At 36.8% G+C, this 18,452-nt stretch carries 25 protein-coding genes and 2 pseudogenes; 4 read left to right on the forward strand and 23 right to left on the reverse strand.

Annotated elements, in window-relative coordinates; genetic code table 11:
• Nucleotides 1–782 precede the first annotated feature (782 nt).
• The 8 genes from IEW67_RS15465 to IEW67_RS15500 form a co-directional block, all read right to left on the reverse strand.
• Nucleotides 783–1,361 carry a cupin domain-containing protein gene (locus IEW67_RS15465; protein ID WP_188633989.1) on the reverse strand — a complete coding sequence of 193 codons (579 nt, stop codon included), beginning with the start codon at nucleotides 1,359–1,361 and terminating at the stop codon, nucleotides 783–785.
• A gap of 548 nt (nucleotides 1,362–1,909) precedes the next feature.
• A complete protein-coding gene (locus IEW67_RS15470; RefSeq protein WP_188633990.1) occupies nucleotides 1,910–2,209 on the reverse strand; it encodes a hypothetical protein in 300 nt (99 codons plus the stop codon).
• Nucleotides 2,210–2,342: 133 nt separating this feature from the next.
• Nucleotides 2,343–2,633, reverse strand: coding sequence for a DUF3923 family protein (locus tag IEW67_RS15475; RefSeq protein WP_229671894.1), 291 nt, complete (start codon nucleotides 2,631–2,633; stop codon nucleotides 2,343–2,345).
• Between the two features lie 82 nt (nucleotides 2,634–2,715).
• A complete protein-coding gene (locus IEW67_RS15480; RefSeq protein WP_188633991.1) occupies nucleotides 2,716–3,294 on the reverse strand; it encodes a nucleotidyltransferase family protein in 579 nt (192 codons plus the stop codon).
• A 200-nt stretch (nucleotides 3,295–3,494) separates the two neighbouring features.
• Nucleotides 3,495–4,241 carry an SDR family NAD(P)-dependent oxidoreductase gene (locus IEW67_RS15485; RefSeq protein ID WP_188633992.1) on the reverse strand — a complete coding sequence of 249 codons (747 nt, stop codon included), beginning with the start codon at nucleotides 4,239–4,241 and terminating at the stop codon, nucleotides 3,495–3,497.
• Nucleotides 4,242–4,569: 328 nt separating this feature from the next.
• A complete protein-coding gene (locus tag IEW67_RS15490) occupies nucleotides 4,570–4,992 on the reverse strand; it encodes a hypothetical protein (RefSeq protein ID WP_188633993.1) in 423 nt (140 codons plus the stop codon).
• Between the two features lie 446 nt (nucleotides 4,993–5,438).
• Complete coding sequence (locus IEW67_RS15495) at nucleotides 5,439–5,912, reverse strand: GNAT family N-acetyltransferase (RefSeq protein WP_188633994.1); 474 nt, start codon at nucleotides 5,910–5,912, stop codon at nucleotides 5,439–5,441.
• 94 nt (nucleotides 5,913–6,006) lie between these two features.
• Entirely contained in the window at nucleotides 6,007–6,285 is a 279-nt protein-coding gene (locus tag IEW67_RS15500; protein WP_188633995.1) for a hypothetical protein, read from the reverse strand.
• A gap of 236 nt (nucleotides 6,286–6,521) precedes the next feature.
• Here IEW67_RS15500 and IEW67_RS15505 point away from each other — a divergent pair, with 236 nt between their 5' ends.
• Both IEW67_RS15505 and IEW67_RS15510 read left to right on the forward strand, forming a co-directional pair.
• The gene (locus tag IEW67_RS15505; RefSeq protein WP_188633996.1) at nucleotides 6,522–6,716 is read left to right on the forward strand and encodes a hypothetical protein; all 195 of its coding nucleotides are present in this window, start codon (nucleotides 6,522–6,524) and stop codon (nucleotides 6,714–6,716) included.
• A complete protein-coding gene (locus tag IEW67_RS15510) occupies nucleotides 6,716–7,159 on the forward strand; it encodes an ATPase (protein WP_188633997.1) in 444 nt (147 codons plus the stop codon). Before IEW67_RS15505 ends, IEW67_RS15510 begins: the two co-directional genes overlap by 1 nt.
• 40 nt (nucleotides 7,160–7,199) lie before the next feature.
• Here IEW67_RS15510 and IEW67_RS15515 read toward each other — a convergent pair.
• From IEW67_RS15515 to IEW67_RS15590, 15 genes and pseudogenes are all read right to left on the reverse strand, one after another.
• Nucleotides 7,200–7,565 (reverse strand): annotated as a pseudogene (locus IEW67_RS15515) (type II toxin-antitoxin system PemK/MazF family toxin).
• Nucleotides 7,531–7,728, reverse strand: a complete 198-nt coding sequence (locus IEW67_RS15520; RefSeq protein ID WP_188633998.1) for a DUF2281 domain-containing protein — start codon at nucleotides 7,726–7,728, stop codon at nucleotides 7,531–7,533. Before IEW67_RS15520 ends, IEW67_RS15515 begins: the two are co-directional and overlap by 35 nt.
• Nucleotides 7,729–7,852: 124 nt before the next feature.
• Nucleotides 7,853–8,203: a DUF3221 domain-containing protein gene (locus IEW67_RS15525; RefSeq protein ID WP_188633999.1), complete on the reverse strand. Its 351-nt coding sequence runs from the start codon at nucleotides 8,201–8,203 to the stop codon at nucleotides 7,853–7,855.
• A gap of 72 nt (nucleotides 8,204–8,275) precedes the next feature.
• The gene (locus tag IEW67_RS15530) at nucleotides 8,276–8,662 is read right to left on the reverse strand and encodes a hypothetical protein (protein WP_188634000.1); all 387 of its coding nucleotides are present in this window, start codon (nucleotides 8,660–8,662) and stop codon (nucleotides 8,276–8,278) included.
• Nucleotides 8,663–8,864: 202 nt separating this feature from the next.
• Nucleotides 8,865–9,047, reverse strand: coding sequence for a DUF4177 domain-containing protein (locus tag IEW67_RS15535; protein ID WP_036578625.1), 183 nt, complete (start codon nucleotides 9,045–9,047; stop codon nucleotides 8,865–8,867).
• Nucleotides 9,048–9,135: 88 nt separating this feature from the next.
• Nucleotides 9,136–9,603, reverse strand: a complete 468-nt coding sequence (locus tag IEW67_RS15540; RefSeq protein WP_188634001.1) for an ASCH domain-containing protein — start codon at nucleotides 9,601–9,603, stop codon at nucleotides 9,136–9,138.
• Between the two features lie 112 nt (nucleotides 9,604–9,715).
• Nucleotides 9,716–10,267 carry a histidine phosphatase family protein gene (locus IEW67_RS15545; protein WP_188634002.1) on the reverse strand — a complete coding sequence of 184 codons (552 nt, stop codon included), beginning with the start codon at nucleotides 10,265–10,267 and terminating at the stop codon, nucleotides 9,716–9,718.
• A gap of 68 nt (nucleotides 10,268–10,335) precedes the next feature.
• Nucleotides 10,336–10,665 (reverse strand): type II toxin-antitoxin system PemK/MazF family toxin, encoded by a 330-nt coding sequence (locus IEW67_RS15550; protein ID WP_229671892.1) that lies wholly within the window; start codon nucleotides 10,663–10,665, stop codon nucleotides 10,336–10,338.
• On the reverse strand, nucleotides 10,655–10,825 hold the full coding sequence (locus IEW67_RS15555) for a hypothetical protein (protein WP_188634003.1): 171 nt from the start codon (nucleotides 10,823–10,825) through the stop codon (nucleotides 10,655–10,657). The genes IEW67_RS15550 and IEW67_RS15555 overlap by 11 nt, the downstream gene beginning before the upstream one ends.
• Before the next feature lie 107 nt (nucleotides 10,826–10,932).
• Nucleotides 10,933–11,409: pseudogene (locus IEW67_RS18500) on the reverse strand (tyrosine-type recombinase/integrase).
• Nucleotides 11,410–12,048: 639 nt separating this feature from the next.
• Nucleotides 12,049–12,201: a hypothetical protein gene (locus IEW67_RS15565; RefSeq protein WP_188634004.1), complete on the reverse strand. Its 153-nt coding sequence runs from the start codon at nucleotides 12,199–12,201 to the stop codon at nucleotides 12,049–12,051.
• Nucleotides 12,202–12,273: 72 nt separating this feature from the next.
• Entirely contained in the window at nucleotides 12,274–13,158 is an 885-nt protein-coding gene (locus IEW67_RS15570; protein ID WP_188634005.1) for a permease, read from the reverse strand.
• Nucleotides 13,159–13,250: 92 nt separating this feature from the next.
• Entirely contained in the window at nucleotides 13,251–13,571 is a 321-nt protein-coding gene (locus tag IEW67_RS15575; protein ID WP_188634006.1) for an ArsR/SmtB family transcription factor, read from the reverse strand.
• A gap of 315 nt (nucleotides 13,572–13,886) precedes the next feature.
• Complete coding sequence (arsC, locus tag IEW67_RS18420; protein WP_188634008.1) at nucleotides 13,887–14,999, reverse strand: arsenate reductase (thioredoxin); 1,113 nt, start codon at nucleotides 14,997–14,999, stop codon at nucleotides 13,887–13,889.
• Between the two features lie 10 nt (nucleotides 15,000–15,009).
• The gene (locus tag IEW67_RS15590) at nucleotides 15,010–15,357 is read right to left on the reverse strand and encodes an ArsR/SmtB family transcription factor (RefSeq protein WP_188634009.1); all 348 of its coding nucleotides are present in this window, start codon (nucleotides 15,355–15,357) and stop codon (nucleotides 15,010–15,012) included.
• A 364-nt stretch (nucleotides 15,358–15,721) separates the two neighbouring features.
• Here IEW67_RS15590 and cls point away from each other — a divergent pair, with 364 nt between their 5' ends.
• Nucleotides 15,722–17,152 carry a cardiolipin synthase gene (cls, locus tag IEW67_RS15595; RefSeq protein ID WP_188634010.1) on the forward strand — a complete coding sequence of 477 codons (1,431 nt, stop codon included), beginning with the start codon at nucleotides 15,722–15,724 and terminating at the stop codon, nucleotides 17,150–17,152.
• A 193-nt stretch (nucleotides 17,153–17,345) separates the two neighbouring features.
• Complete coding sequence (locus tag IEW67_RS15600; RefSeq protein WP_188634011.1) at nucleotides 17,346–18,068, forward strand: DUF6904 family protein; 723 nt, start codon at nucleotides 17,346–17,348, stop codon at nucleotides 18,066–18,068.
• Nucleotides 18,069–18,452: the final 384 nt, after the last annotated feature.

The raw sequence follows: 18,452 nt of genomic DNA on the forward strand, positions 1-18,452 counted from the left end.
TTGGCATGATTTGGATTGGTACCTTAATTATACCAAAAGCCAGTGTTCATGCGGGTTTTTTTACGTTTTTTTATCCATTTTCATGGCGCTTTTTTATTGATTTATCAGGGTGCGAAACTCGAGTTATAAGATCATCCATAATTTATACTTTCTGACGTTACAAGGAAAGCGCCCGATGATTGAATAGTGTTATGTTACAAAAGAATGATTCGTATTACAGATATTCATTTATCATGTCCAGTTTGAAGAAGAATAAAATCTCCTCAGAAATTACAGTATAAATAATCGCAATATGTTATAATAGAAGTCAATAGACTGGCTTCGCATGAGGGGTTTGGTGGCACTGTCGATCTGCCGTTAGTCTTCGTTGGGAGACTTCCCGGGGAGGGAGGTGCTTGCCAATGGACATTGTTAGTGCGCTAACGCTCATGATATCCTTCGGGATGTTAGTTGCGTTTATCGTTTCTGATAATAACCATAGAAAATAATCCCTCATGCACTTTAGCAGGTCCGTGAGGGATTATTTTCGCTCGCTACCTTTCCCTTCTTGACGGGGTTCGGTCTATTGCGACCGTTCCATGTAACTGCATGGGCGGTCTTTATTATTGTATGCACTTATAATGTTCCTATGTTAATTATACCACGTAATCAATATTTGTACACATTTTTATTCTTTGTTCCTTCAGCATCCTTTTTAAACCAGCACAAGACGCAATTTGTTTTGGTATCAAAAAAGCTTTCTTATTCGATTAGTGCGCCCAATTCCAGAGGACTATAGGTATTTAACTTTCAGCTGCTTCAGCATCCATCTTTGTTCTATGAACAGTGCCAAATGGATGTTCAGGCGGGGCATAAATGACGTAAAGCTTCAAAGGAGTTTTGCCTGTATTAATTATATTATGCCATGCACCGGCAGGTACCATTATGGCAGAGTCATCACATACATACCTTTCAAAATCTAAACAATCTTTACTTTTGCCCATTTGAACAAACCCTTGACCTTCCTCAATACGCAAGAACTGGTCACCTTTAGGATGAACCTCCAAGCCTATATCATCACCAACATTAATACTCATCAAAGTCACTTGCATATAGTTTCCAGTCCATATAGTGGTTCGGAAAGTGTTGTTTTGCCTAGCAGCCTGATGAATATTCACTACAAAAGGTTCTCTTCCGTGGTCGTTTAATATGTTGTTACCAGTATATCCTTGAGTGTTTGGGTATGACCAATATTGGTTTGCGTAACCCATCCCATGCGACATATTTCCATAGCCAGAGCCAAACATATTACCACAATTGCACCTTGGTCCATTACCATAAGCATTCAAATAATAAGGGTGCATATAATAAGGATTATTCATTGAAAAATTCCTCCCAAGACATATGACTATAAACTCATCATATGTAACTCATAATTAGGAGGTGATTGTAAATTCTTATTCCATTATCTGACTCTAGAAAATACGATTAACAACTCATCTTCTTCCACAATCTGGCCCGATTCATTAAGAAGAGCGCATTCTTGTTACAGAAAAGCGCCCGTGTGATTAATAATACCATTCATTTTTCCTCAAATTACTATCCACAATAAAAAATACAATAAGGGCTACTCCCGCATAAAATGAATTTAATGTATTAGAAATTAATTCGTACTGAGATAGTGTTATGAAGCTTAGGAGTACAATAGTTAACATAATTTTTGATATTAAAAATTTCCCTTTGAAATACTTTGACATACAAACTCCCCCTTGTATGCTTATTCAATAAATTGGCCCGATGAACTAATAAGGGACACAGCTGCCTTTTGTTCGATTACTGCGCCCGATTGAGGAAGAACAACCCGCCATTACATAAAAAGAGCTATTATTACTTTTTCACTATATGCCGATTTCTTGAAGCACTCCTGTTTTTAGTTTGGATGAACAGGAGTAATAAGCCAAAAAAATCCTATAATAAAGAACAAAGAAATTCCAATTATTAATCCTAAGGTTATACCTATGTTGGCTAATAATCTTTTCTCATTCTTTTTTCGTAAAGCTATTACACCAAGTACTATAGAAATAGGAACACTAATTGGTACTGAGTATACAGTTAGCTTTAAAACCCCAGGTAGCACGCTTAAGCAAAAGGAAATAGTTATAACAAAAGATAAAGTTCCTAATCCAAAAGATGTATAGCTCACCCAAGAAAACTTTTTTTCATCTTGCAATGTTAACGCCACCTTAGTGGTAAGCCATCCTCATTTTATATTCTGCTTTTCCACCACTATCACTATAATTCATCCCTTACAATGGCGAATCAGGCGCTGTATGTTCGTTTTAGTTTTTTTCGACTCTCGCGCCCTATCCCTGAACGGTCATTTCTTTATTTCTTTTGTTTTTAATAACCAGCATTGCAACTAGCCAGCCAATTTGAATGAGCAAAGGGATCAAAAACGGTAATGCTAAAACCAAAATATTTAACATAATGATTTCCGGAGTTTGAATAGAACCGGTCGCATCTACGTCTCTTTGTGCTAAAAAAATCGACCCTGCTGCAAATAAGGCCAACCAAAAAGCATTAACGATCCACCAAGCAATCCAAGCTAATTTCACCAAACCACCCCTCTTATAAACAAATAGAATAAAAGCCATATGCAAAGAAAGCTCCCCCTTCCCTTATACCAAATAAGGATCAGATTCCGGCACAATGTTTATTCAGACTGCATCCGTTAGTTTAATATGACTTAATGTGCTGAACCTTAATCTTATCCCAATTTGATTTCCATCTTTTCTTTGCTATACGTTCCTCATAGATAGCAACACGTTCCTTATCCTCTTTAAAATAATCGGTTGGCTTTACCTCTAAATTCAAAACATCTTTAACTCCATGTGGGGCAGCTAATGTTAAAGCATCACGTTCATCCAATTTTAAGCCTAAGGATGTTGCTGTTTCTGGAAATTTGGATATAGCATCAACTGACGATGAATAAGATGGAATTTTATTTGCAAGGTGCATTCTTGCCTCATTCTTTACAGACCAAGGTACATTAGGGTGGATATTATTCAGCTTTCGTTCAAGCTTTTTTTCTTCAGTCTCATTTTTATTTGTATCATCAAAATAAATTACATCAATATCAGGCATAGGTGTCCTTTCGCTATAACCATGTAATATATCCCAAATTTTTGAACGAACAAAACCAGCACACACCCACCAATCGGGTAAATTCAGTGACTTTGCCGTAGTTAAAATACCCATCATCCAATCATCTTCATTAATTACTTTTAAAATGTCCTTTTCACTCTTTAAATCCATATTAGCTCCCGTATGCTATTTTAATGAATTTTCTTATCAGCAAAATGACTCTTATGTACATCCCAGACGCCAAGCCTTATTCCAGATAGGCGCCCCGATTCTTGCATAGTCCTGAACTGCTATTAGTTGATATTGTATAATGGCATTCTTTTTCGAAATTCTAAAGAAACATTTCTTTAAATATGTACCTGTATGTTCCCTTAGCCTTCCGAACTTCCCAATGTCATGCCTCCATCAACGACAATTTCTGTTCCTGTGCAATATGAACTTTCATCAGAGGCAAGGAACGCTACAGCCTGAGCAATTTCGACCGGCTGTCCGATACGTCCCAAAGGAACTGAATTATAAGAATCTGGAATACCTTCACCTTGGGTGGCCATTTTTGTTTCGATTCCACCTGGATGAACCATATTAATCCGAATGCCTTTTTGCCCCAATTCAATGGCTGCTGCTTTAGACATCGCAACCACAGATGCTTTTGTGGCAGCATAAGCAGAGGAATGGCTGATTGGGGCAAACGCTGAGATCGATAAATTATTTATGATAGAACCTTTCTGCTGTTTCTCCATATGCGGAATAACTGCCTGCATCCCCAGAAATACTCCGAGCTGATTCACATTAATCAATTCCTGATAATCATCCATAGTTGTATCTGTAAAAGATTTGCGCTTTAGAGCTCCGGCATTATTAACTAGGACATCGATTCTACCCAATTGGTCCATAATTTTATCCGTAGCTGCTTTCCACTGTGATTCCTTTGTGACATCCAACTGAACCGGATATGCGTGGTCTTCACCTATATCCACTGCCACTTCCTGGGCCTTGTCATAATTCCGGGCACCAACTACTACAGTGCCACCTAATAAGGCAAGATGCTCAGCGATAGCTTTTCCCTGACCACGATTGGCACCTGTGATAAGTATTACATGACCTTTTAAGTTCGGCATAGCATACCCTCCTTCTTCCTAGTCATTGTTTTATGATACTCTAATATAAAGAGTAAATACAGGATTAATTATTATGTATCTTCAACATCATTCAAAAACTCACCCACTGTTAACACAAGATGCAAGGTCCCTTTGTTTCTTCTCATTTGCCAAATCTTTTAAATACATAAATGAACTAAAAACTAATACTGCTAAAGAAACTGCCTATAATATTTCTGCAAAGATTACCAAACGATTCTCCCTCCAGTATTATTGTTCAACATAATGGGCCAAGAAGGCCATAGTGGGCACATTTCTTACTCCGCGAATGCGCCCGTTTGAGGAAATGTTAATTTATTCTTTTTAAACCAGCTTCATTTATCGAATCACCAGTGATCTCAAAAGAGTATTCCTTGTTTGTTGCTAATTCAAGTGTTATTTCCTTCAATGGTACCTTTTGTTCCATTTCATTTAACAATGCAAATTTAAATGTTTTTTTGCCTTCTAAGTTAAAGTCTCCTTGATCAGTATATTTTTTACTAAGTGTGTCCCCTTTTCGAATTTCAGAGCCATCAGCATTACTTATACCACCTATGATGTCACCACCAGTACTGATTTCTATCGAATAAAAGTCAATATTGGAGTTGTTTTTTATGTGAATAACCATACTATTCTCATTTGGTTTTATTAAAGCACCAGTATTATTTGTACAAGCGGATAAAAGTGCAAATAATAAAACAAATATTGATAAAAAGGTTGCTTTTTTCTTCATAAGCTCAGGCCTCCCTTCGGATACATAATAAAGGTGTATTATATGATTAATACACCTTTATTATGTATTATATGATTAATACACTTGAAAATCAATATTGGTGATAATCCTTATTTGAGAAAAGCGCCCGATTGAAGCACATCCTTTTTCCGTTCTTGCACCCGATTCCGGAAGAGGATTAAATAAACTTATACATCAAAACTTCATCAATGTATTTATCGTTAAATTTTAATTCTTCTATCCTACGTCCTTATTCCACAAATCCTAGTTTTTTGTATAAATGAATGGCACGTTCATTGTTTGCAAAATCGGCTAGACCTATTTTTTCAATTAACGGATCACCTATAAGCCATCTTTTTACGTTTTTTTATTCAATAAACTGGCCTGATGGTGCAATATTGGCTCGAATTTTTATTAAACATTCGTGCCCTTTAACGGAAGAATACTTAACTACTTTCGGTGCATTCGTATCTCATCTTCACAAATTCAAAACGACTACCATTTGTATCTTGCATAAAAGTGCTAACGGATTCAAAACCTGCTTTTTTATAAACCTTAATAGCCCTTTCATTAAAGGTTGCAACTGAAAGCGTAATTTCATTAGGGTTATATGTGGATATCGCAAAATCTAGTCCAGCTTGAAGAAAGTCCAAACCCAATCCCTTTCCGGTCAATTCAGGTTTCATACCTAACCCAATATCAACAGAATAACCCTTGTGATTAAAATTATAGAACCCAATTACTTCATTGCCCTTATTGACAATATAATATTTATCCCCACGTTCCTGGGGACTCAAAAATTCTGCCAAATCCTCCTCATCAGCTGCAAGGTCATAAAAAGAATATTCCCCATCATAGTGCCAGTTTAAAGCAATGCTTTCTGCTTGTTCCTGTGTCATTTTATTAAAAATGTAATTCATAAAAGTTCCTCCAATTATCCAATCGTTGCTAAATTGCCTAATTCAGTTGCGCACACTTTTGTTCGATTACCGCGCTTGATTGGTTAATAATGTTTTACTGTATAAGGACAATAAATAGGCATACTGAAACCAAACCAAGTGCCATATAACTTGAACCAATATTTATATTTTTATTACCTAATACTTTTTTAAATATTGTTATAAACACCCTGAAAATAATAATAATACCGACTAATGCTAGGATCCCCATAATAGTAAATGGCTCTTGAATTAGTGGATTTAATAAAAAAACACTCACTAATATCGTAACAACTCCAGCTAGTAATAATGCTAAATCATTATTCTCAAATAAACCTTTAACCTTATCCCGCATATTTTCATTCCCTTCAAATCAGATAAGTATTTAATTGTTTTAATCCTAACATAATTTTAATAAACAATCTGATCCTTATATACGAAATCGGCGCTAATCCTTGTTAGGGAAAAGCGCCCGATTGCTTAACAATTTTTCCCTAATACTAATTAGTATTAGGGAAAACAATTCGAAAGGCAACAAATATTATAATTACACCGACAATCTGATATAATGAAATAAAGGCGGTGATTCTTATGTTAAAACAGCAAAACAATGAATCCAAACGAAAATACGGCTGGGTAGACAAATGGGCCAAGATGACCGGTGAGCGAGCCAGAATTGATGCTAAAGTAAATAACACATATATTATATACGACAAAAACGGTTTGCTTGTAAAGGAATACCCTAATGGTAAAGTTGTACCCTTCCATGACGTCGGTGAATCTTAATGCATACGCATCACCCAATACTCTTTGTGTTTGCAGGTAATAACGGTAGTGGTAAGAGCACTTTTCGCAATTTGATTATCGACAAAATTGGTGTTGATATCAACATTGATGCCGATGCTATTGCACGACGATTGGATCCAGAAAATCCGACTGCCAAAAGAATTACCGCGGGAAAAGAAGTCATTAAATCAGTTAATCAATATATAAAGGAAAGTAAGGATTTTTCAATTGAAACAACCCTTGCTGGAAAGAATACACTTAAACAAATAGCGAAAGCCAAAGAATATGGTTATGAAGTGACTATGTTTTACATTGCACTCAATAATGTTAGTAAAAATATTGAAAGAGTTGCAATGAGAGTTAGAAAAACTCGGCATTCGCCTCGTCTTATAGCGAATGCCGAAGCTTTTCTTATAAGGTCATCCATAATTTATACTTTCTGACGTTATAAAAAAAGAGAACTGTGTCAAAGTCCCTTTTCAATCAATTGTTTATAAGTTCTTTTATTCTTATCCGAACGTCTTCCAAAATTTCTCTGTTTAACTGTCCAAATTTTTTCCTGACGATATTTTTGGACAGCGTATATATTTTGTCTGCTCTAATTTCTGATGTAACTTAAAGTTCACCCTCTGTTAAATCCTTTGATTCAAGCTTTATTGAATAATCAAGGTTTTTTAGTCTTGACGTTATGGCTGAAACAACGATATCTTCAGTCACTTGGTTATAACTATCCCTTGAAATAATCAGTACAGGTCTCTGCTTTTGTTCTTTTAAATCACTAAACGGAACTGGTACTAATACAATATCACCTTGTTTATACATTGTTCCAAACCTCGTCATCGATATCATTATCCCAAAAGTCCAGACTACTCTCACTAGCCTTGGTTAAATCCTCAGACAATTTTTTATCCCTTTTAGCTTTTAAATATTCCGCAAAGTCCAGAATCTTATCAGCTTCCTGTTCAGGAATCTCATTAATAAGTTTAAATAAGCGTTCTTTGGCTGTATCCATGAGAATAATCACCTCTTCCATGAATATTTTATTTTATTATAACACTTAATGTCACAATAAACTATGTTCCGTATAAGATTATTCCGGATTTGCGCCCGATTAAGGAATTAATATTCCTATATTATTACTCAATCAATTCAACAGAAAGTGTATTAATTTGAGCAGGATTTGATTCCAAAATATTACCATCAAATTCTACTTTTATTTTATCACCAACTTGAAAGTTTTTATCGCTATTGACAGAAAGGTCAACGAACACGTCACTTTCAGGGTTACCTTCAAATATTTTGGCAGAAACGAGTGCATTGTTACCGTTAATTTTCTTGATAGTTCCCTTGAAATAAGAACTTGTCTTTTCAACTTCATTTGTTTTATCATCGCCAGAAAAACTACACGCAGGTAATAATCCAATTAATATGATTGCGAATAAAATAGTAGATTTTCTTTTAAAGATGACCCCATCCCACTTCAGCATAATGGCTCTATAACAGCAAACGTTTCTCGATTATCGCGCCCGATTCTTTAATAAACTAATTTGGAATAACACTTATCTTTTCTGCTTTCCGCACAGGGGGGGGGTTGAATCCCCTTCATCTCCTCCCCAGTAAACTTTCACTTTTAGACCTTGATTTACTTCTAACTTATCTTCATCATAGATATCCTCATTCATATAATAATAAGCGCCATTATTTTCTTGAGCTACATCTGTTAACTCATCTTCTGTTTTTCCTGAAATATCATTAACACTTACATCCGATATTACAAGCATACGATACCCCTCATCATCATCACCTCTCGTTTCGGACTTTGTTATATTTGCAATTATACCTTCGTGTTCTTCAGTTACGTTATAACCATTATTCTTATCACTATCGCATCCTGCTATAAAAATTACTATAAAAAAAGCAACAATAAATAAAAAAGACCATTTCAAAACTTACTTACACCTCCTAGCAGTTTTTTAATGCGTCAAACTTATTTATATTATTAGACGTATCGAGTCCTCAAAATGTTTCAGAGCTGTTACGCAATCTGGCCCAATTCTGCAATACAGGGCGCAAGTCTTTGTTACAGAAACGCGCCTGTTTGCGGTATACCGAAATTCCGTTAATCATTTACAGATAAAACTATTCTCTTTAATGAGTTTCTTTTTCAAAAATAAGTTTTAAATTAGTTGTCCCGCCAGTGGTTGTCGATAGTGGAATAATTGAATGTAACCGCCATCCATCTTTTGCATACGTTTTTATAATATCTTCCTCATTTTCTTTAGGCTTGCCATGCCAGTCATTTTCAATATTAACAAATTCATACTCATACATCTTGAACCATCCTTTCGTTTAATCGAGCTTTCTTACTCTTACGAATTGGCCATATGAAAAGTTTCTTTTATTCCGTGAAAGCGCCCGTTTACTTAAGAGTGGATCTTTTACTTATTTTTACATCAATCACTTTAAAGCGTTCACAAACAAGGAGCATATCTTCAGAAAATTTCCGTCCGATTGCATTCAATTCATTCCCAAAGAATTTTTCGTGAGCCTTCCACCAATATTGGTAAGTCCTATCCCCTTCACCTTCTGCAATAGCAAACTCCTCAGTAACTTCATTCATTGGAGTTATTGTAACCTCTACCGTCTTAATGATTGCTACAGGTTTGTCGTGACTGTTTAATATAATACTGTAATCTTCTGTTGTTGGAACAGGTTCATTCTCCAGTTCATAAAATATATATCCCGAGCATGTGGCAGTTTTAATGCCATCTTTCACCAATCGTGCGAGGTAATCAGGATCATCTCCAAATTGCCATGCACTAACTGACTGAGGCTGATCTCGATCTTCCCAATATTCATTCCAGTACGCCTGAGCATCCTGATTCATAATTATTAAACCTCCATACATAGCTTTACATTTATTTCAACCCGTATAAATAATACTGGTACTATTTCTTATTAGGGAAACGCGCCCGATTGTGGTACACGGCCATATTTTTTTATTTCGTTAATTCATATCTTATCCGCTCAGAAGTTACCTCGTTGCTATCTGAATTTAAAAGGTATATGTCAGGATTACTAAGATTTGCCCATTCATCAAAACCGAACTGTTTATTGTAGTGGTTTAAAAGCAAAGCCATTAAATTCCCGTGTGTCACAATTATTGTATTTTCAAATTCGCTTTTAAAAGCACCTTCTGCAACTTCCACGATTCGGTTTGCAGCCTCTTCACTTGACTCGCCACCTTCAAGTTTTAAGCCGGGGTTATCGAATGTCATTCTTAGCTTTTCCAACCAATCTGGTAACAGTTCAGTACTTAGTACACGTTCTTCTAATTGGCTATTCATTTCAATTTCAACATTTAGCTGTTCTGCAAGTGGTTGTACAGTTTGAATGGCACGCTTATACGGACTCGTAATGATCCGTTCAACTTTAACATTATCAAAAAATGCAGCTAATTCATTTGCCTCTCTAAAGCCTTCTTCAGTGAGCGGCGATTCGGATGACTGCCCCTCGGCCTTACAGTGTCGTACCACATAAATTTTTTTCAACTGAATCACTCCAATCAGGATATTCCGTAATCTGGCCCTTTTGCAGAATTAAAACAATTACTGCATTATTAAAATAATTTTTTACACATATTTAGTACTTGTTCAAGATCATGGTTATGTAATTCACCAATATGACGTTTTAATTCGGAACCGTGGACAGAAGTGATCTTTGAGGTACGTGCTACGGATGGTTTTAACAACCCAGCTTCTTTCCAATATTCCAAAACAACATCAAATTGATTTCTTGGTTTGTGACTGGTAACCGGTGCAATAATGACATCCACATCTAACGCCAGTTCATTTCCAACAATAATAACAGGGCGCTGTTTAGTTTGACGGGTCCCTTTAAAAAGGACATCTGCCAACCAAACATCACCCTGTTTCATTTTACCGCTCATTATATATATTATCCTCCTCATTATCCCACCAGGAGTAACTTTCACCTAGCAAAATGACGTCCCTAGCCATATACTTTTCCTTAATCTTTTTGAGTACTTTTTGTCTGTCATGCTCACTCAACATGTCAATTTCCTGAATGATTTTCTCTGGCATAGACATATCATTCACCTCCATTAAGGTATGATCTTATTATAGCTTATATTTGCATCAACATAAATGTTCAAATAAGGGATTTTTAATTTTCTCCAAAGTAATGTAAATGTATATCAAAAATACTTGCTATAAAGATCATGCCTCAATTTTCCACTAAGATGAGCGTAAATTCTTGTTGTTTCACTCTTTTCATGACCAAGAAGGCTTTGGATTACTTCAAGAGGGGCTCCATTGTCTACCATGTGTGTAGCGTAACTGTGACGTAATTGGTGGGGATGAATTGTTTTTTTGATTCCTGCACGATTGGATGATATACGTTTAAACAATGTATCTTATGTGTCTACACTCATGCGTCTTATAGGTTTACGTTCTGTGACAAATAGACAGTGTTCATCATCGACACGTTCGTCTAAATACCTTTTTAGCCAAATCGCACAGCGTATATTAAAATAAACTTCCCTTTCTTTGTCACCTTTTCCATGTACAATCACCGAGTTTTCAGTGAAATTAATATCATCTCGATTTAACTTCGCAACTTCTCCAATCCTGCAGCCAGTTGAATAAAAAAATTCAAACAAAGCATTCTCCATCGATGTATGACATCCCTCCCGGAGATGTTCAATTTCATGTTCGGAAAGGAACTTTGGAATTCGCTTACCTAACTTAGGCTCTTTTAATTTGGCAGCCGGATTTTTTAAGATAAAGCCTTCCTCATGTGTCCATTTAAACAACGACTTAACAAATCTTACTCGATGCCCCAAACTGGATGGTTTTAAATGTCTTCCAGATTCGCCCAGGTATTGTTTTAAATTTTCTGTTGTAATATCATATCACACATTCTGATATTACCGAAATAACGCTTTAAAAGGTCACACTGAAAGCCATACATCTTCAAAGTAAGAGGATAATAACCCTCAATTTTTTTATCAGACTGGTACTTTCCCCATGCTTCCGACAGCAACATATACTCACGCTCCCATACTATGAATCAATTAATTTGATTCTAGTATAGTCTTTTTACACAACATTTATTCAACAATCGAAATGTATATCAAAATAAATCATAGAGTAATTACGAAAAACCGGGTAGGTGGTTCTAGCATCAAGGGCGCTTATTTTATTCGAGATAAGCGCCCGATTGATGAACAAGCAAGGAATGCTTTTTTAAACCAAAAGGGCCTGCTCGGAAAGCCCTTTCAGTTTAAATATACCTAACAATTCTTTAATTGTTAAGCCTCTTTCTGTTGTTCTTCACTGTTTTTCTCCGAAGAACCGCAGCAACTTTCACTTTCCGTTGATTTGACTTCTTCTATTTCAACGTTGCAGCAGTCTTGATTAGGCTTAGAGAACAACTTTTTAAGACCAGACTTTTTCTCTGCCATGAATATCACCTCCTCTAAAGGATAATTTGAATAATTATAGATGTACTAACAGCAACAATTACTTTTTTAAATTTAAAATACTGAATTAATTATAAGACCGGTACCTATAGCTACGATTAAAATGGCTGAAATGAATGCCACTAAAAATTTCTTTTTAAATAACTTAGATAACATAACTACTTCTGGAATACTTGCACCTGCACCACCGATGACCAACGCAATGACAGTTCCCATTGACATACCTTTGGATACAAGAGCGTCTGCAATGGGCAACATAGTTTCAGGTCGAATGTACATTGGAATACCAATAACTGAAGCGATCATTACTGCAAATATTCCATCACCACTGGCGTATTTCGTAATGAAATCTGCTGGAATAAATCCGTAAATAAATGCACCAATAAAAACCCCTATGACTAAATAGGGAAGCATTGGATAAAGAAATGCCCATGCATCATTTAGAGCTTGCTTAACCCTAGATCCCTGTTTATTACTGAAAAAGCCATCACCTTTAACAGTTACACTTTTATATGTTTCTGCAAAATTAAGTTTTGAAAATGCAAGTCCAGTTAAAACACTAAAAATACTTAGCACGACAAAATATATGAGGGCAATTTTCCAACCTAAGAGTGCCCAAAGCATGAAAATCATAACCGGGTTCATTAATGGTGAAGCAATTAAGAAACTCATTGAAGGACCAAATGGTACTTTTGAATTTAATAAGCCTGCAAGTATAGGTATTGTTGAACAGGAACAAAATGGTGTAATTGCACCAAAGAATGTACCGAGAATATAATTAACAGCTATGTTTGGTCGGTTTAAGAACCTTTTGATTTTTTCTTCCGATACTACTTGCTGAATTAAACTCACAATAAAACTTACTACAATAAATAATGCGAGCAATTCAGCAGATAGCATTAGGAATGTTTTTATAAACTCTATAATTGAATCTGTCATAAGTAAAACCCCTCACCTAAATATATCAACTTTTTTTGATATATTAAACAATGATTTTTGATGTATTTAGCAAAATAAAAAAGATGCTCCTGTTAAAAAATTTTGCAACAAGTACCCTCAGATAAAACAACCTGTATTTGTTCTTCATTAATTCGATAATAGTTCCAAGTTCCACGTTTTTCGGGTATAAGAATATTGACTTTGACTAATTTCTTTAGGTGATAGGAAAGTTTGGATTGTTTTAAATCCAATTTTTCTTCTAAATCACATACACATAAATACTTGCTCGGACTTTTACTGATTTCATTTATAATTTTAAGTCGAATTTTATCAGCTAAAGCATTAAACATATTTTCATAAAAATCAAGTGCCTCATCTTCGCTTAATTCATTTACATTTTTAATTAATTCCATTACTTCACCTCCAACTAATAAATCAATTTTTTTTGATTTACGAACAGTATATTATACATAAAACGAAATTGCAACCATTACATCAAATAAAGTTGATTTATCCATCGTTCTTTTACTTTTGAATTGGCTAAAATGTTGGTATCGTCCTAATTAAACATGATTTTTACATGTATCTCGGATGTACTCGGACCACAAACTCCTATAGAACAACACATTGCCGGATAGATTTCAACTTTCTTCATGTCTATACATCTCCTCATCCTTATGTTATAGCTTGCAGAAAACCATGAGACTTCTCATGGGCTTCTCTGATGTTCATTCTCCTGTTTCTGCAAAACGCTTAATTCTCTCACCAATTTCATCACGTACACGTTGAAATACCTCCCATTTTTCTTCATCTGTTCCCTTTGCTTTTGCAGGATCATCAAATCCCCAGTGATCTCTCTTTACATGAGGTGGTGTCATTGGACATTTGTCTGCCGCATCTCCACAAAGCGTAACAGCCATAGCTGCATTATTTAAAACTTCCGGATCAATCATTTCTGATTTTTGATCCGAGATGTCAATATTAACTTCATTCATTGCTTTGACTGCACTTGGATTTAAACCATGTGCTTCAATCCCTGCACTTTTCACGTCCCATTCTTCGCTTAAATACTTTTTCGCCCAGCCTTCCGCTATTTGACTTCTGCAAGAGTTTCCAGTACATAAAAAGTAAATTATTTTTTTAGACATGTGAGTTATTCTCCTTTTCTTTTGCTTACTTATTTCTCCAAGGGAAGATATCATACTAAGCACATCATAATTTTCCGGAATACTTTTTCTAAAGAACAAATAAAGCACCAAAATACTTGCACCTATTGAAAATAAGTTCGGAACAATCATACGTGTCGCATATTCAATAAATTCAATTCCAAAGAAATCCGCCGAAACGATATTAACTAAGTTACTCACAACAAGTGGTAACGAGGCAGTATCCGCGATAAAACCACTCGCCATAATGAATGGCAGAATCATCTTTTCTTTAAAGTTTAAGTTTCTTACCATTGCGAGTACTATCGGTGTGAGAATCAGCGCAGCTCCATCATTGGCAAACAGGGCTGCAACAACAGCACCTAGAAGAATCACATAAACAAACATTTTCTTCCCATTACCTTTGGCTATTCTAGCCATATGGAGAGCAGCCCATTCAAAGAAGCCAATCTTATCAAGTATAAGGGAAATAATGATAATCGCTACAAAGGCTAATGTGGCATTCCAAACAATATACGTTACGGCTAACACATCTTGAAAGTCAACCACGCCTACAATTAACGCTAAGATTGCTCCCCCACAAGCGGTCCAGCCAATGCCTAAATTTTTTGGCTGCCAAATCACGAGCACAAGCGTAAGTATAAAAATAATCGTTGCTACAATCGCTAAATTCAAATGAAATCCCCTACAAATCACACTGGATACGTAGCCCCGCATCCTCTAGTGTACATAATTTCTCTTTCTGATCAGGTATCTGTTCTAAAACCTGTTTAATGATCGGGTACGTCGCATGAGACGTATTTAAGGAGTAAAAAATCCATTGTCCTCTCCGTTGCTCCTTCACAAGACCCGCATCCCTTAGTTTTCTTAAATGTTGGCTAACAGATGGCTGACTCATTTGCAGAACCTCAACAAACTCACATACACAACATTCCCCCTCTCTTACTAATCCCAAAATCGTTAAGCGGGTTTTATCACCTAGCAGTTTTAACGTTTGGGCGGCATTTTCCAATTCAATTATTGTTTTTTCCATGAGCAACACCTCGCATCATTAGTATATTAGCATATGCTTATATACGCAACAACATATTACTCATCTATTCCATGAATGAGTTCAAAAATTCTAAAAAAGTCATTATAAGGATATATTTCCGCTTTGTTTTAAAAGAAGTCGATCTTCCGCAAATTGGCCCGTTTGTTGTATGAAGATTCAGCTTGGGATTCCAAGTTATTTTAACACAAATATTTTGAAACCTGGATTGAATTTCTAGATACACCAGGCATATCTTTTTATGTTCCCAATTCAACTGTAAAAATACACTTCTATCAGTTGCTCTTTCAGCCATTTTTACGGTAAGCTGACATCAGACATAAAGCAAGCCATCAAGGAGGATTAGATGAGTATTGTCTCCATCATTTTAGGCATATTATTTTTTGTCAATATCATATTCGCGCTCGCTATCATTTTTTTCGAGCGGCAACATCCGAGTACGACGTGGGCATGGCTTATGGTTTTGGTGTTTCTTCCAATAGTTGGATTTATTCTCTATCTCATATTCAATCAGAACTTTTCCAAGAAAAAGATGTTTTACTGGGCGGATCGGGAAAAAATTGGTATTAAAGAAAAAATTGCTGAACAAATCGAAACCATTAAAAACGGATCTTTCCCTTTTAAAAGTGCAAATAGCGCCGCATATAAGGACAATATTTATATGCACCTCGTTAATGACGAATCTCTTTTTACACAGGATAACGCAGTAGCCATCTACACTGATGGACGGGAAAAATTCGATGCCCTGCTGCACGATATCGCGCATGCAACCGACCATATCCACATTCAGTACTACATCATTCATGAGGATGGTCTTGGGAAGGAATTGGTCAATGCCTTGACTGAAAAAGCCGAGCAGGGCGTGCATGTACGGGTCCTGTATGACTATATGGGCTCCCGGGGGATATCCTCCCATTTTTACAAGGAACTAAAGCGCGCCGGTGGTCTGGTGGAAGTCTTTTTCCCGCATTTTCACCTGAACTATCGCAATCACCGGAAGCTGGCCATTATTGATGGCACAATCGGCTATATCGGCGGATTTAACGTTGGTGATGAATATCTCGGTTTGGATAAAAAATTCGGCTATTGGCGCGATACGCATCTAAGAACCGAGGGGAAGGTCGTGCATGCCCTGCAGACCCGCTTCATCCTGGATTGGAATCAGGCGTCCAAGCATCATAAGTTCGCCTATGAGGAAAGGCTTTTTCCTGACGTTTCTGAAGCAGGAAATATCGGGGCACAGATTGTGTCAAGCGGTCCCGATACAGAATGGCAGCAAATCAAGAATGGGTATATAAAAATGATTAACTCCGCCAAAACATATATCTATATGCAGACACCATACTTCATCCCGGATGACAGCCTTTTGGACGCATTGAAAATTGCCGCCCTGTCCGGCATCGATGTCCGGCTGATGGTACCCGATAAACCGGATCATATGTTTGTCTACTGGGCAACCCTTTCCAACGTCGGGGAGCTGCTAAAAGCAGGCGCAAAGGTATACATCTATCGAAATGGGTTCGTCCATGCGAAGACCTTGGTTGTCGATGACACCACCGCATCCGTGGGGACTGCGAATAGTGATCTCAGAAGTTTCCGCCTTAATTTTGAGGTGAACGCTTTTTTATACGATCAAAAAACAACCGTAGAACTGCGTCAGGCTTTTGAAAATGATATGCAGCTTACTGATGAACTGACACTGGAAGACTACCAGCAGCGCTCAATGACCATTAAAGTAAAAGAATCGATTTCACGGTTGATCTCACCTGTTTTGTAGATTGCGAGGAACTTTAGAGCGGGTAAATGGTCACGCTGATTTTGTAGTTGGGGCGTCTTGATGTAATGTAATTCACTGGTAAACGTTTCTCTGCCATATGCCAGTTGAAAGAATCGGGTATTTACGGGCAAGCTGACTGCTGTTCTATTGGTGCGATTCCCGGCCTTATAAGACTATTAAAGGAGTTGCTAATATGCTGAACGCACAACACACCCCGAACTATGGGGGAATAACACTTTATGGTGATTATTACGATTTTGAGCAATTATACGAAGCAATCCATACCCTCGTTGGAGATGAAGATCAGTGCCCCGCTTCCTATGAAAATGTGCGCATCTATATCCTGAGTTTATGCTATGATTTGCGGCATGCGTTCATGGGGCACCGGGAAGGCACATTCGTTGATAACGGGATGACTGAGAATACGTTGAAATTTATGAATATGGCCGGAACCACCAAAAACATCTATTTGTCATTTAACACCCTCTATCCGCAAATCCTGTTTACCATCGCGGCTTTGAATGATTTCATTCAGATGCGGGAGAGAGAGGTTAATCACCCGGAATGGGATACAATTATCACGTCCATAAGACAGTTTCAGGCAACCATAATCCAATCACTGGAAGAAGTACTCTCGCCGCATGCATTCAAGATGATGGTGAACAACATGAATCACTGGTCGGTGGACTTTTCTAATTATTATGTGCAGTACATCGACCAGCTCAACATCCGTTTTCTAAATTGGGACAGGGAAAAGCGCGTCAAGAACATTTCTGTTATGGCCAAGCGGATTGTTGAAAAAGGAACCGAATATCAAAACATCAGGGAGAAGATTGATGAACTTTCTCGCGCAGAAAACATCCCTGTCAGCGACATAACTTTTAATGAAGACTATCCGAATGACATTGATTGGTAATGCAGCAAGTACGGCCCTTACCTGTCAGACTTGCTATTCATTTGAACAGTTTGTAAATGTTTGCCATTGTAGCTTGACAATTCGATCATAACAATTAAATATTGCCTATCATAGCCCCATTACATAGGATTATGACTCTTCGTTTGATCAGGGTTTTCAAATTACCTGGTCATTACAGGCTTTTAGCAACAATTCCGTTTTCACTTTTCAATGAATTTTTCACTCATCTTATAAGAAAAGTGCCAGCTTTCTCATTCCTTAGAAAAACCGGGCAAAGTGCGGCCCAGTCCTTTTTTCTATCTTCGTTAGAGAAAATCCGATAATTTGTATTTTTTGTATTCCTGTCCATGTATGCCTTTATAATATGCCGGATACATCTCTCCT

The sequence above is a fragment of the Lentibacillus kapialis genome (assembly GCF_014646635.1).
GTDB lineage: Bacteria > Bacillota > Bacilli > Bacillales > Amphibacillaceae > Lentibacillus > Lentibacillus kapialis.